General features: G+C 73.6%; 12 protein-coding genes. 7 read left to right on the top strand and 5 right to left on the bottom strand.

Annotated features, from left to right (window positions below; translation table 11 throughout):
• Positions 1-13 precede the first annotated feature (13 nt).
• A complete protein-coding gene (locus JQN72_RS14555; protein WP_204135850.1) occupies positions 14-292 on the top strand; it encodes a hypothetical protein in 279 nt (92 codons plus the stop codon).
• Positions 293-386: 94 nt separating this feature from the next.
• On the opposite strand, the gene JQN72_RS14550 is transcribed toward JQN72_RS14555, so the two are convergent.
• A complete protein-coding gene (locus JQN72_RS14550) occupies positions 387-1,607 on the bottom strand; it encodes an AI-2E family transporter (protein WP_204135849.1) in 1,221 nt (406 codons plus the stop codon).
• Between the two features lie 66 nt (positions 1,608-1,673).
• Positions 1,674-3,014, bottom strand: a complete 1,341-nt coding sequence (gene ccrA, locus JQN72_RS14545; protein ID WP_204135848.1) for a crotonyl-CoA carboxylase/reductase — start codon at positions 3,012-3,014, stop codon at positions 1,674-1,676.
• A gap of 130 nt (positions 3,015-3,144) precedes the next feature.
• Here ccrA and JQN72_RS14540 point away from each other — a divergent pair, with 130 nt between their 5' ends.
• Positions 3,145-4,446: a hypothetical protein gene (locus tag JQN72_RS14540; protein WP_204135847.1), complete on the top strand. Its 1,302-nt coding sequence runs from the start codon at positions 3,145-3,147 to the stop codon at positions 4,444-4,446.
• A 5-nt stretch (positions 4,447-4,451) separates the two neighbouring features.
• Positions 4,452-6,428, top strand: a complete 1,977-nt coding sequence (locus JQN72_RS14535) for a hypothetical protein (protein ID WP_204135846.1) — start codon at positions 4,452-4,454, stop codon at positions 6,426-6,428.
• A 27-nt stretch (positions 6,429-6,455) separates the two neighbouring features.
• Here JQN72_RS14535 and mce read toward each other — a convergent pair whose 3' ends face one another.
• Positions 6,456-6,893 (bottom strand): methylmalonyl-CoA epimerase, encoded by a 438-nt coding sequence (gene mce, locus JQN72_RS14530; RefSeq protein WP_204135845.1) that lies wholly within the window; start codon positions 6,891-6,893, stop codon positions 6,456-6,458.
• Between the two features lie 136 nt (positions 6,894-7,029).
• On the opposite strand from mce, the gene JQN72_RS14525 reads away from it, so the two are divergent.
• From JQN72_RS14525 to JQN72_RS14515, 3 genes are read left to right on the top strand one after another with little or no spacing between them, the layout of a single operon-like run.
• Positions 7,030-8,229, top strand: coding sequence for an acetyl-CoA C-acetyltransferase (locus JQN72_RS14525; protein ID WP_204135844.1), 1,200 nt, complete (start codon positions 7,030-7,032; stop codon positions 8,227-8,229).
• A 41-nt stretch (positions 8,230-8,270) separates the two neighbouring features.
• Positions 8,271-9,194, top strand: coding sequence for a methylmalonyl Co-A mutase-associated GTPase MeaB (gene meaB / locus JQN72_RS14520; protein WP_307812710.1), 924 nt, complete (start codon positions 8,271-8,273; stop codon positions 9,192-9,194).
• Between the two features lie 22 nt (positions 9,195-9,216).
• On the top strand, positions 9,217-9,801 hold the full coding sequence (locus JQN72_RS14515; RefSeq protein WP_204135843.1) for a GNAT family N-acetyltransferase: 585 nt from the start codon (positions 9,217-9,219) through the stop codon (positions 9,799-9,801).
• Here the strand turns inward: JQN72_RS14515 and JQN72_RS14510 are convergent.
• Positions 9,767-12,325: a glycoside hydrolase family 65 protein gene (locus JQN72_RS14510; protein ID WP_204135842.1), complete on the bottom strand. Its 2,559-nt coding sequence runs from the start codon at positions 12,323-12,325 to the stop codon at positions 9,767-9,769. The two genes, JQN72_RS14515 and JQN72_RS14510, sit on opposite strands and share 35 nt — an antisense overlap.
• Entirely contained in the window at positions 12,322-13,077 is a 756-nt protein-coding gene (locus JQN72_RS14505) for an HAD family phosphatase (RefSeq protein WP_239100680.1), read from the bottom strand. The genes JQN72_RS14510 and JQN72_RS14505 overlap by 4 nt, the downstream gene beginning before the upstream one ends.
• A gap of 71 nt (positions 13,078-13,148) precedes the next feature.
• Here JQN72_RS14505 and JQN72_RS14500 point away from each other — a divergent pair, with 71 nt between their 5' ends.
• Positions 13,149-13,664 (top strand): MarR family winged helix-turn-helix transcriptional regulator, encoded by a 516-nt coding sequence (locus JQN72_RS14500; protein WP_204135841.1) that lies wholly within the window; start codon positions 13,149-13,151, stop codon positions 13,662-13,664.
• The last annotated feature ends 5 nt before the right edge of the window (positions 13,665-13,669 follow it).

Here is a 13,669-nt window from a genome sequence, read left to right as displayed (position 1 = left end):
CGAGACTGGACCCGTGCCCCGCTCCAACCGCCGTCGCCGGGACCTGGACCGCCGTCCACTGTCCGCGGCAACCGAGGTCACGACCGAGCAGTGGCGTGGACGCCCCTGGCACGTCCGCCGGCTGAGCGGCGCGACGTCGAGCCGCGAGTACCGCTGTCCGGGCTGCCACCACGGCATCCCCGTGGGGACGCCGCACGTCGTCGCCTGGCCCGCCGAGGGCGTCGGGGGCGTGGAGGAACGCCGCCACTGGCACACCCGCTGCTGGGCCTCGCGGCACGCCGCCCGCCCCTGACTTCCTCCCCTCCCCCCTCGCGAACGTGTGTGAACACGGCCGCTGGAAGTGCGGCGTGTTCACACACGTTCGAGAGGGGGTGTGGGGTCGCGGGTCAGGCGTTGCGCTGGCGGGGGACGACGACCTCCTCGTACAGCAGGAGCATCCCGGCCGCGACGGGGATCGCGAGCAGCGCGCCGAGCACGCCGAGCAGTGCCCCGCCCGCGAGCACCGCGACGACGGTGACGACACCCGGGACCGACACCGTCCGCTGCATGACCCGTGGCGCGACGACGTAGTTCTCGAGCTGCTGGTAGACGACGTAGTAGATGACGACGACCAGCGCCGAGCGCGGCTCGTCGAAGAACGCGACCAGGGTGACGATCGCGGCGCCGAGGGTGGCGCCGACCATCGGGATGAGCCCGAGCAACCCGACGAGCACCGACAGCGCGGCGGCGTACGGGACCCCGACGACCCGCATCATCACCCACGACAGGAAGGCGTTGAGCGTGGCGATGGCCACCTGCCCGCCGGCGTAGGACCCGACCCGTCGCATGATCTCCTCCGAGAGCGAGACCACCCGCGGCCGGCGGCTCGCCGGGACGAGCGCGTAGGTCGCCTGCTTGACCCGCGGCAACGAGGCGAGCAGGTAGAGCGTGAGGACGAGGACGGTGACCGTCTGGAACGTGCCGGACACCACGGCGCGACCGGCCCCGAGCAGCCCGCCGAGCACGCCCTCGAGGAACCGCTGGTCCTGCAGCTTCGTCGTGAGCTCGGCCTGGAGCCGGTCGACGACGTCGTAGCTGCGGTCGAGGTCGCGTACCCAGCGGGTCTCGAGGAGGTCGGTGGCGTACTGCGGGACCTGCTGCGCCAGCGCGGTGCCCTGGGCGACGGCGGTCGGCACGACGAGCCATCCGAGGATGCCGAGGGCGACGAGCAGGAGGAAGAACACGAGCGAGACGGCCGCTGAGCGACGGATGCCGCCCGCGACGAGGCGCTCGACGACGGGGTCGAGGGCCAGCGCGAGGAAGAACGCGACGAGGAGGATGCTCAGCGTCGGGGCGAGGACGCCGAGCGTCCTCCAGAGCCCGACGGCGAGCATCGCGCCGGTGGCGCCGAAGAAGCCGAGGTAGAAGGGCGAGTGCCGGTTGAGCGGCTGGGCCAGGCCGAACCGGCCGGCCGTGTCGTCCATCCCCTCGCCGGGCGTCGGGTCGGGTGCCGGAGGACGGTCGGGGCGCTGCGGCAGGTGGTTGCTGCGGTCGAGCGCCGCCCGCTGACGCCGGCGGTACTCGCCCCACCGGGACACCGGCCCCCAGACCGTCGACAGTCGCACCATGCACCTCCGGCCACACCCTAGTGGCGGCCTGGTGCAGGTGTGGTGCAGGAGGACGCGCGGCGCTGCTCAGGCGTCCCGGAAGCGGTTGATCGCGGACTCGAAACCGGCCCGCTTCTCGGGGTCGGTGACGCCCAGCCCCGCCTCCGGCGCGAGGGTCAGCACGCCGACCTTGCCCTGGTGCGCGTTGCGGTGCACGTCGAGCGCGGCCTGGCCGACCTCCTCGAGCCGGTAGGTCTTGGACAGGGTCGGGTGGACGATGCCGCGGTCGACGAGGTCGTTGGCCTCCCACGCCTCGCGGTAGTTGGCGAAGTGCGACGACACGATCCGCTTGAGGTTCATCCACAGGTACCGGTTGTCGTACTCGTGCATGTACCCCGACGTCGACGCACAGGTGACGATCGTGCCGCCCTTGCGGGCCACGTAGACGGATGCCCCGAAGGTCTCCCGGCCCGGGTGCTCGAAGACGATGTCGACGTCGTGGCCCCCGGTGAGCTCGCGGATCCGCTTGCCGAACCGCTGCCACTCGTTCGGGTTCTGCTCGGTGCCGTCCTCGCTCCAGAACCGGTAGTCCTCGGCGCTGCGGTCGATGATCAGCTCGGCGCCCATCGACCGGCAGATGTCGGCCTTCTGCGGCGAGGACACGACACAGATCGGGGTCGCGCCTCCGGCGAGGGCCATCTGGGTGGCGTACGACCCGAGCCCGCCCGACGCCCCCCACACGAGCACCCGGTCGCCGAGCTTCATGGCCGCACCGTTCTTGCTCACGAGCTGGCGGTAGGCGGTGGAGTTGACGAGCCCGGGGGAGGCGGCCTCCTCCCAGGACAGGTGGGCCGGCTTGGGCATCAGCTGGTTGGCCTTGACGACCGCGAGCTCGGCGAGGCCGCCGAAGTTCGTCTCGAACCCCCAGATGCGCTGCTGCGGGTCCATCATCGTGTCGTCGTGGCCCTCGGCGTCCTCGAGCTCGACCGACAGGCAGTGCGCGACGACCTCGGTACCGGGCTTCCACTTCGTGACGCCGGGGCCGGTGCGCAGGACGACGCCGGCGAGGTCGGAGCCGACGACGTGGTACGGCAGGTCGTGCCGCTCGGCGAACTCGGAGGTCCGGCCGTAGCGCTCGAGGAACCCGAAGGTCGAGACCGGCTCGAAGATCGAGGTCCACACGGTGTTGTAGTTGATCGCGCTCGCCATGACGGCCACGAGGGCCTCACCGGGGGCGAGCTCGGGGACCGGCACGTCCTCGACGTGCAGCGAGCGCCGCGGGTCCTTCTCCTGGGTCGACATCCCCTCGAAGATCCCGACCTCGTCCTTGTGGACCGTCGCCGCCCGGTACGCCTCGGGCACGGCGAGCCCGGCGTAGGTCTCGATGCTGCGGTCTCCGGAGAGGATGGCCTCGCGGATCTGGTCCATGGGGTCGGGCTCCTTCGGGGCAGGACGGGGATACCTGGCGGCGAACCTACTGGCCGGTCGGGCCCGGCGTAGGCGGCTGAGACGGTGGTCACCCGTGATCCCTCTCACGGCTGCGGGATACCGTTCCCGGGTGAGTCCCGCCGTGAGCCGTCGCGTGGTCGTCGCCGGGAGCGGCGCCGCGGCGCTCGGCCTCCTCGGCGGGGCCAGGTCGCTGCACCGTGCACGGCACGCCGAGATCCCGCTGTACAGCGAGACGGTCGCGTTCACCGCCCCGGCGCTGCGTGAGCTCGTCCCCGTGGGCCGCACCGACATCCTGGTCCCGCGCACCCGCGTCGTCGACGCCGGCCCGTGGCGCAACCGGCTCGTCGAGGACGAGGAGGAGTGGCTCGCCGGATGCGCCGCGTGGACCCGCCGCGGCGTCGACGACGACGGGCTGCTCCACTCGGCTCTGCTCGACCTCCGGGCGCTCACCGCAGGCCTGCCCGTCGCCGTCGCCGGCTGGTCGAGCCGCTGGCGGTACGCGTGGCCGCGGGACGCAGCGTTCGTCGCCAGCGCCCTGGCCCGGGTGGGGCGCGCCGAGGACGCGGCGGGACAGCTCGCCTTCCTCGCGTCGGTCCAGGGCGACGACGGCGGGTTCGAGGCCCGCTACGACGTCGCCACGAAGAAGGCGCCGGACGGCCGGGTCGCCCAGCTCGACGGGTCCGGATGGGTGCTGTGGGCCGCCGACGAGCTCGCCCGCTTCGCGCCCGAGGACGCCGGCGAGGCACTCGGGCCGCTGCGGACGATGCTCATCCGGTGCACCCGCCGGCTGCTGACGTCCCGCGAGAGCGGCACGGGGCTGCCGCACCCGTCCTCCGACTACTGGGAGCTCGTCGAGCGCGAGCTCACCCTGGGGACCGCCGCCGCGGTGCTCGCCGGCCTGCGCAGCGCCGACCGGGTGCTGCGGGTCGTCGGAGAGATGGCGATGGCAGACCGCGCGGGCCGGGCCGCCGAGGCCCTCGCGGGCAGCCTGCGCACCCACTTCTCGCCCGACGGGTACCCGCGGCTGCTCGGCGGCAGCGCCCCGGACGCCGCGGTCACCTTCCTCGTCGCCCCCATCGGCGACCCGCGGCCCGACCTCGACGTCCTCGTCGCGCTCGACCGCGCCCAGCTCGCGATGGCCCGGCCCGCCGGCGGAGTGGCCCCGGGCGCGTCCTGGAAGGAGGACGGCATCAGCTGGACCCCCGAGACGGCGCTCTTCGCCGCCGCGTGGGCGGCCACCGGCTACCCGGGCAAGGCCCAGGAGCTGCTCGGCTGGCTCGGTGCGCACCGGACGGCGGCCGGGTCGTTCCCGGAGAAGGTGCTCCACGACGGCCGCCCGGCCGCGGTGGCCCCGCTCGCCTGGACCGCGGCTCTCGTCGTCATCGCGCGTCACGAGCTGGACCGCCGATGAGGGTCGTGAGCGGGGTCCCGGTGGCGTGGTTCCTCGTCCTGCTGGGGGCGCTCGGGGGGATCGCCCCGGCGGTGGCCGAGCCCGCGGACGGCGGCATGGTCGTCGTCGGTGTCCCAGGCCTGACCTGGGCGGACGTCGACTCCGGCGCGATGCCGGCGACCCGCCGCCTGGCCGACGGCGCCGGTGTCGCGTCGATGACCGTGCGGGCCGTCCGCTCCCGCGCGTGTGCGGTCGACGGCTGGCTGACGCTCTCGGCCGGTCGGCGCGCGGCCGGGCCGGTCGGTCCCTGCCTCCCCCCGGGGCCGGTGGCGGACGGCCGGGTGACCGCGTGGGACGGGTACGTCGCCGCCGCGGACGCCGCCTCGTACGGTGCCGTGCCGGGGCTGCTCGGTGAGCGGATGGGCGCCGCGGGGCGCTGCGTCGAGGCGGTGGGCCCGGGCGCGGCGATCGGTGCCGCGGACGCGCAGGGGCGGGTGGAGCACTACGAGGCGTCCGTCCCCGAGACGTTCTCGTGCCCGCTCGTGCTCGTCGACGGCGGCATCCTGCCCCCCGACCCGGCAGCGCGTGGGGTCGCGCTGACCCGGGTCGACGAGATCGTGCGCCGCTCCGTCGACGCCGCCCGCGGCGGGACGGTCTGGGTCGCCGGCGTCGGTGACGGCGCGTCGAGCATCCGGCCCAGGGCCCTGCTCGTCATCGACGACGCGGCCGGTGGCGGCGAGCTGACCTCGCCGTCGACCCGCCAGCCCGGTCTCGTCCAGCTCCAGGACCTCACGGCGACCCTCCTCGACGACCAGGGTGTGCCCGACAGCGAGATCACCGGACGGCCCGTCGACGCCGTGCCGAGCGACGCCTCCGCGGCCGACCTCGTCGCCGACCGGGTGGGCTTCGAGGTGCGAGCCGGGACGCTGCGCTCGGTGAGCCCGCAGGTCACCGGCTGGCTGGCCGCCGCGTTCGCCGCCTGGTGCCTCGCCGTCGCCGTCCTCGCGTGGCGTGGCCGACGGATGCCGTCCTGGCTGCGCGGCGCGGGCGTCGCGGTCGCCCTCGTCCCGACGGCGACCTTCGTCGCCAACCTCGTGCCGTGGTGGTCGGCGGGGGCACCCGCCGTCGCCTTCACCGTCGTCCTCGCGGTCGTCGTCGCAGCGCTGACCGCCCTGGCCGTCGTCGCGGAGCGCAGCCGGCCGCTCGGTGCCCTCCTCGCGGCGTCGCTCGTCACGCTCGTCGTCCTCGGCGGTGACGTCCTCACCGGGTCCGGGCTGCAGCTGGCGTCCGTCTTCGGCCAGAACCCCACGGTCGGCGGGCGCTTCTACGGCATCGGCAACACGAGCTACGCGGTGTACGGGGTCGCCACGATGGCCGTGGTCGGCCTGCTCGCGACGCGCCGCAGCGGTGGCCTCCGGCACACCCTCGGGCTGCCGTTCCTCGTGCTCCTGCTCTGTGCCGCCGTCGAAGGGCACCCGTCGTTCGGGGCGGACTTCGGAGGGCCGCCCGGGCTGCTGCTCGGCGGGCTGGTCGTCCTCACCGCCGCGGCCGGAGTCCGGGTCACCCCGGTACGCGCGCTGCTCGCGGTCGCGGGGGTCGGGCTCGTCACCGGGACGGTCGCGGTCCTCGACTGGCTCCGCCCCCCCGAGTCACGGACCCACCTCGGCGAGTTCGTCCAGACCGTGCTCGACGGCGGGCTCGACGACGTCATCGGACGCAAGCTCTCGCAGAACCTCACCAACCTCACCTCGCCGCCCCTGCTGACGATGACCCTCGCCGCGGTGGTCCTCGGGATCGTCCTGTGGCGCGTGGGACGGCCGCTGTCGACGCCGGCCTCCGTCGTCCTGCGCGGTTCGGCGGTGATGGCGGTCGTCGGGTTCGCCGTCAACGACTCCGGTCTCGTCGTACCGGCCTTCGCCGCAGTGGCGCTCGTGCCCCTGCTCCTCGCCGAGCCCGCACCGACCGCCGAGAGCGAGGCGCCGGTCGTCCGCAGCCGCCCGTAGCCGACACGCGCCGTCCCGCCGTCGCTGTCAGTGGGTGGGGTCCGCGGCGGGCTCGACGAGCTCGACGAGGATGCCGCCGGCGTCCTTCGGGTGCACGAAGTTGACCCGGCTGTCGCTGGTACCGCGCTTCGGGGAGTCGTAGAGCAGCCGCACGCCACGCTCGCGCAGGGTCGCGCACACGGCGTCGAGGTCCTCGACACGGTAGGCCAGCTGCTGGATGCCCGGCCCGCTGCGCTCGAGGAACGTCGCGATCGTCGACTCCTCGGTGAGCGGAGCGAGCAGCTGGATGCACGAGCCGGAGTCACCGACCCCCATCATCGCCTCGCGCACGCCCTGCTCCTCGTTCGTCTCCTCGTGCAGCAGCCGCATCCCATAGGTGCTCTCGTAGAACGCGACGGCCTCCTCGAGGTCGCGCACGGCGACGCCCACGTGGTCGATGGCCGTGAAGAGGTCCGTGGTGGTCATGCGTCCAGCCTAGGAGCGACCGTGCGGGTCGTCCCCGCCCCGTGGCGAGCATCACCGGGCCACGGGGATGGCAGCGAGCGGCCCGGTGGCTACAGTCGAGCGCAGACCCCGTCCTCCACGTCACGAGAGGCCCAGCATGTCCACCGACCCCACCGTCATCGTCGCCGGCGCCCGCACCCCGATGGGGCGGATGAGCGGCTCGCTGGCCGGCTTCAGCGGCTCCGACCTCGGCGGCTTCGCGATCGCCGGCGCCCTCGAGAAGTCCGGCGTCGCACCCGACCAGGTCGACTACGTGATCATGGGGCAGGTCCTCACCGCGGGTGAGGGCCAGATCCCGGCCCGCCAGGCGGCGTCCAAGGCCGGCATCCCGATGAGCGTGCCCGCGCTCACCGTCAACAAGGTGTGCCTCTCGGGGATCGACGCCATCGCGCTCGCCGACCAGCTCATCCGCGCGGGGGAGTTCGACGTCGTCGTGGCGGGCGGCCAGGAGTCGATGACGAACGCGCCGCACCTGCTCGAGAAGAGCCGCGCCGGGTTCAAGTACGGCGACGTCACGATGCACGACCACATGGCCGCCGACGGCCTCTGGGACGCCTTCACCGACCAGGCGATGGGCCTGCTCACCGAGAAGGCCAACACCGGTGACGTCGCGTTCACCCGCGATCAGCAGGACGCCTTCGCGGCCCGCAGCCACCAGCTCGCCGCGCGCGCCTGGAAGGACGGCTACTTCGACGACGAGGTCGTCGCCGTGGCCGTCCCACAGCGCAAGGGCGACCCGGTCGAGCTCAAGACCGACGAGGGCATCCGCGCCGACACCACCGCCGAGTCGCTCTCCGGGCTGCGCCCCGCCTTCAGCAAGGACGGCACGATCACTGCCGGCTCCGCCTCGCAGATCAGTGACGGCGCGTGCGCGGTGGTCGTCATGAGGAAGTCGAGGGCCGAGGAGCTCGGGCTGTCCTGGCTCGCCGAGATCGGCGCCCACGGGGTCGTCGCCGGGCCGGACTCCACGCTGCAGAGCCAGCCCGCCCGCGCCATCGCGAAGGCCTGTGAACGGCAGGGCATCTCGCCGTCCGACCTCGACCTCGTCGAGATCAACGAGGCCTTCGCCGCCGTCGGGCTCGCCTCCACCCAGGAGCTCGGGCTCGACCCCGAGAAGGTCAACGTCAACGGCGGTGCGATCGCCATGGGGCACCCGATCGGGATGTCCGGCGCCCGGATCACCCTCCACCTCGCCCTCGAGCTCGAGCGTCGTGGCGGTGGGGTCGGGGCCGCCGCGCTCTGCGGTGGCGGCGGCCAGGGCGACGCGCTGCTCGTCACGGTCCCGGCACAGGGCTGACCCCGCTGGCCGGTCGTCGCGACGTCGACGTCCCCTCCCTCGTGTCCGCGGCGCGGGAGGGCAGCCCGCGCGCCGTCGCCCGCCTCGTCTCGCTCGTCGAGGACGCCCATCCGGCGCTGCGCGAGGTCATGGCGGCGCTCGCGCCGCACACCGGTGGTGCGCACGTCGTCGGTCTCACCGGCGCGCCCGGGGTCGGCAAGTCGACGACGACCACCGCGCTCGTCACCTCCTACCGCGAGCGCGGGCAGCGGGTCGGGGTGCTGGCCGTCGACCCGACGTCGCCCTTGTCGGGTGGCGCGCTGCTCGGCGACCGGGTGCGGATGTCGGAGCACGCCGGCGACCCGGACGTCTTCATCCGCTCGATGGCCTCCCGGGGGCATCTCGGCGGGCTGTCCTGGGCTGCGCCGCAGGCCGTCCGGGTGCTCGACGCCGCGGGCTGCGACGTCGTCCTCCTCGAGACCGTCGGGGTGGGGCAGAGCGAGGTCGAGGTCGCGGGTACCGCCGACACGACGGTCGTGCTGCTCGCACCGGGGATGGGGGACGGCATCCAGGCCGCGAAGGCCGGCATCCTCGAGGTCGCCGACGTCCTCGTCGTCAACAAGGCCGACCGCGACGGGACGGACCGCACGGTGCGCGAGCTGCGCGGCGCGGTGGCGATGGGAGAGCGTGCCGCGGGGGCCTGGCGGACCCCCGTCGTGCGGACCGTCGCGACCTCCGGGCACGGTGTCGACGAGCTCCTCGAGGCGGTCGACCGGCACCGCGAGCACCTCGGCGAGCGTGGGCTGCGCGAGCGACGGCTGCTGCGCGCCGCACGTGAGGTGGAGGGGCTCGTGCTCGAGACGCTGCGGGCCCGGGTCGGCGGCGTCGCCGGGGACGAGCGCCTGGACGCCCTCGCGGTGGACGTCGTCGACGGGCGCACCGACCCCTGGGCCGCCGCGGACGCGCTCGTCGCCGAGCTGGGCTGAGCCGCTCTGCTTGGATGGCGGGATGCCCGCCCACGACCTCGCGACCGAACCCACGCTCGTCGGTGAGCTCGTCGAGCTGCGGCCCTTCACCGGAGCCGACGCGCCGCGGATGGCGCAGATCCTCTCCGACCCGGAGGTCCGCCGGCTCACCGGCAGCGTCGACACGAGTGCCGAGGCCGAGCAGGCCCAGCCGGTCGACGATCACCTGGTGCGCTGGTACACCACGCGCGCGGAGCAGCCCGACCGGCTCGACCTCGCGCTCGTGGACCGGGCGACGGGCGTGGTGCAGGGTGAGGTCGTCCTCAACGAGTACGACGACGACGGGCGGGTGGCGAACCTCCGGTGCCTCGTCGGCCCGGACGGCCGGGACCGCGGGCTCGGCACCGAGGCGGTGCGCCTCGTCTGCGACTACGCGCTGGAGGTGGCCGGGCTGGAGCGGCTCACCCTGGAGGTGTTCGAGTTCAACCCGCGCGCCCGTCGCGTCTACGAGAAGGTCGGCTTCGTGCAGACCGGCACGCGCCTTGAGGCGCTCGTCTTCGACGGTGTCGCAGTGGCGGCGGTCGACATGGAGCTCACCCGGCGGTCGGGGAGCGCTGCGAGTCGGTGACCAGGGCATCCGGCGCCTCGATCTCGTCGAACGGGATCGGGTCCGGGACGCCTGCCGTGATGGTCGAGCCGTCCGCACGCCGTCCGCCGGTCTGCGGCTTCTGGGCGATGAGCCCGTCGATGCGTGGGCCCTGGTCCTCGAGCCCTACCGAGACCGGAGCGTCCGGCCGGACCTCGTACCGGACCCCGCGGACTGCGACCGGCACGGTGCCGTCCCCGGCCTCCACCGTGAGCACGACCTCCGTCGGGCCGGTGTCCACGCGCACCCGGGTGTCGCGCCAGGTGAGCCGGTAGGTCAGCCGGTCCCAGCCGACGGGCAGCCGCGGGTCGAGGGAGAGCGCCCCCTGGTGGTCGCGCATCCCGCCGAACCCGCCGACGAGCGCCGCCCACACCCCACCGGCGGAGGCCACGTGCAGACCGTCGACGGTGTTGTCGTGCAGGTTGGCGAGGTCGACGTACAGCGCGCGGCAGAAGTACTCGTACGCCGCGTCGTGGTAGCCGACCTCCGCCGCGACGACCGACTGCACCACGGCCGAGAGTGTCGAGTCGCCGGTCGTGATCGGGTCGTAGTACTCGAAGTCGGCGCGCTTCTGCTCGGTCGTGAACCGGTCGCCCTGGAGGAACAGGGCGAGGACGACATCGGCCTGCTTGAGCACCTGGAAGCGGTAGATGACCAGCGGGTGGTAGTGCAGCAGCAGGGGACGGAGCTCGGCGGGCGTCCGGCTGAGGTCCCACACCTCGCGGTCGAGGAAGAAGTCGTCCTGCGGATGGATGCCGAGCCCCTCGTCGAACGGGATGTGCATCCCGGCCGCACAGGCCAGCCACTCGCGGACCTCCTCGTCCCGCACGGAGTACCGCCCGGCGAACCGCTGCCACTCCTCGGGCTCCTCGCGGCGCACCCGCTCGACGGCAGCGGCCGCCTGCTCGAGGGTGTAGCGGGCCATGACGTTGGTGAAGAGGTTGTTGTTGACCACCGTCGTGTACTCGTCCGGTCCGGTCACCCCGTGGATGTGGAAGCTCGGCGTGCCGTTGCTGCGCCAGAAGCCGAGGTCGGCGTAGAGGCGCGCGGTCTCGACGAGCATCGCCAGCCCGTCCCGCACGAGGAAGCCGACGTCGTCGGTGGCCGCGAGGTACTGGACGAGGGCGTGCGCGACGTCGGCGTCGATGTGCACCTGTGCCGTCCCCGCCGCGTAGTACGCCGACGCCTCCTCGCCGTTGATCGTCCGCCACGGGAAGAGCGCGCCGTGCTGGGACATCTCGCGTGCACGGTCGCGGGCGGCCGGCAGCATCTGGCTGCGGAACCTGAGTAGGTTCCGGGCGACGTCCGGCTGGGTGTACGTGAGGAACGGCGCGACGTAGATCTCGCTGTCCCAGAAGTAGTGGCCCTCGTAGCCGGACCCCGTGACGCCCTTGGCCGGGACCCCCTGTCGGTCCGCGCGGGCGCTCGCCTGGGCAAGGGTCAGCAGGTTGAAGCGCACCGCCTGGCGCAGCGCGTCCGCGGCCGGGTCGTCCGTGGCGATCTCGACGTCGCTCGCGGCCCAGAAGCGGTCGTACCACTCCCGCTGCTCGCGGTGGAGGTCCTCGACCTCCCGGGTCCCCGCACGGTCGAGCGTGCGCTGGCAGCGGTCCGCGAGCTCGCGGTTCGGGAGGCTGCGCGAGGTGTGGTACGCCACGAGCTTCTCGACCCGCACCGTGTGCCCCTCGTGGGCGTCGACCCGGTAGACGACCTTCGCGAGGTCGTCCTCGTCCCGGACGACCACCTGGTAGGGGTCGAGGCCGGTCACCGTGTGGTCGGCCATCGCCGTGACCGTCATCCCCGAGTGCGCACAGCGGAAGCCGAGGGCGAGACGGTGCTCGCTCGCGTGCCGAAGGCGAGGGAGGAGGACCCGGCCCTCGAAGCCTCCGGCCTTGCGAGGGTCGACCGCGGCGACCTTGCCCGGGTGGCGCTCGTGGTACTCGTCCTCGCCGTCCTGGCGGTTGAGCAGCTGGGAGGAGACGACGACAGGGGCGTCGCCGGTGAGCATCGTCACCTCGAGGGTCATCGTGACGAGATGCCGCTCGGACATCGACACCATCCGCGTCGAGTCCACCTTGACCCGCTTGCCCGACGGGGTGCGCCAGACGAGCGAGCGGCGCAGGACGCCGTCGCGGAAGTCCAGGCTGCGCTCGTAGGACTCGAGGTCGGCCTGGCCGAGGACGAGGGGCTCGTCGTCGACGTAGACCTTCATGAGCTTGGCGTCCGGGACGTTGACGATGGTCTGCCCCGTGCGGGCGAAACCGTACGCGGCCTCGGCGTGCCGGATCGGCCAGGTCTCGTGGAAGCCGTTGACGAACGTGCCGTGCTCGTGGGCCTCGCGCCCCTCCTCGGGGTTGCCGCGCAGCCCGATGTACCCGTTGGCGACGGCGAAGAGGGTCTCGGTGACCCCGAGGTCCTCCTCCTCGAACCGGGTCTCGACGAGACGCCAGGGGTCGGCGGGGAACCGGGTGCGGTCGAGGGGGTCGGAGCCGACCCGGCCGGTCCTCACGCGAGCTCCCCCAGGTCGCCGACGACGACGTCGGCCCCGGCGGCTCGCAGCGTGTCGACGCCGGCGCCGCGGTCGACGCCGAGGACCAGCGCGAACGCGCCCGCCGCCCCCGCGCGGACCCCGGAGACGGCGTCCTCGACGACCACGGCGCGGTCCGGGGCGGACCCGCACTCCCGCGCGGCGTGGAGGAAGGTGTCCGGCTCGGGCTTGCCGGGCAGCCGCAGGGCGGCGGCGACCGCGCCGTCCACCACGGTGACGAAGCGGTCGGCGAGCCCCGCGGCCGCGAGCACGGCGGGCGCGTTCGCGGAGGACGACACGACGGCGAGCGGGGTCCCGAGCTCGCGCAGGAGGTCCAGGACCGCGACCGACCCCGGGTACGGCTCGACGCCGTCCCGCTCGAGGACCGCGGTGAAGGCGGCGTTCTTCCGGTTGCCCAGCCCGCAGACGGTCTCGGCCTCGGGCGGGTCCGTCGGGGAGCCCTCCGGCAGCTCGATGCCGCGGGACGCGAGGAAGTCGGCGACGCCCTCGTACCGGGGCTTGCCGTCGACGTGTGCGTAGTAGTCGTCCTCGGTGTAGGGCGAGGTGTCCGCGTCCTCGAACCCGGCGCGGGAGGTGTCGAGCGAGCCGAGGAAGGAGGTGAACATCTCGGCCCACGCGGCCATGTGGACACGGGCGGTGGGGGTGAGGACGCCGTCGAGGTCGAAAAGCACTGCCTCGTAGTGGTCCCAGGCCATCGGGCTCGAGCCGGTCATCCGTCCACGCTAGGGACTCGGGGCCGAGACGCACAATCCTCCACGCTGTCGGGGCGCTAGCGTTCTGCGATGTGAGCGAGCCGGTCCGACTTCCGTTCGACCCCATCGCGCGGGCGCGCGAGCTGTGGGTGCGTCGGTGGGGGCAGGGCTCGCGGGCGCGGTCGATGGCCACCGCGACGTCCGTCATGCGTGTCCAGCAGCTGCTCATCGCCCGCTTCGACGCCATCGCCGGAGGTCACGGCCTGACCTTCGCGCGGTACGAGGCGCTCGTCCTCCTCGCGTTCAGCAGGGAGGGTCGGCTGTCGATGTCGACGATCGGGCAGCGGCTCATGGTGCACCCCACGAGCGCGACGAACATCGTCCAGCGTCTCGTCGCGCAGGGCTTCGTGGAGCGGGTGCCCAACCCCGCCGACCGGCGCAGCGCCTTCGCCGTGCTCACCGAGGACGGCCTGGCCGCCATGGAGGCCGTGACCCGGGACCTCGAGGAGGCCGACTTCGGCCTGGACATGCTGTCGGCCGAGCAGCACGACGACCTGTTCGCCCTGTTGCGCGCGGTGCGCGTGGGGGCGGGCGACTTCCTCCCGTAGCCGGC

Source organism: Phycicoccus sp. CSK15P-2, assembly GCF_016888005.1.
Classification (GTDB): Bacteria; Actinomycetota; Actinomycetes; order Actinomycetales; family Dermatophilaceae; genus Phycicoccus.
The sequence above is the reverse complement of the archived record's forward strand: the minus strand, read 5'-3'. Positions and strand labels throughout refer to the sequence as shown.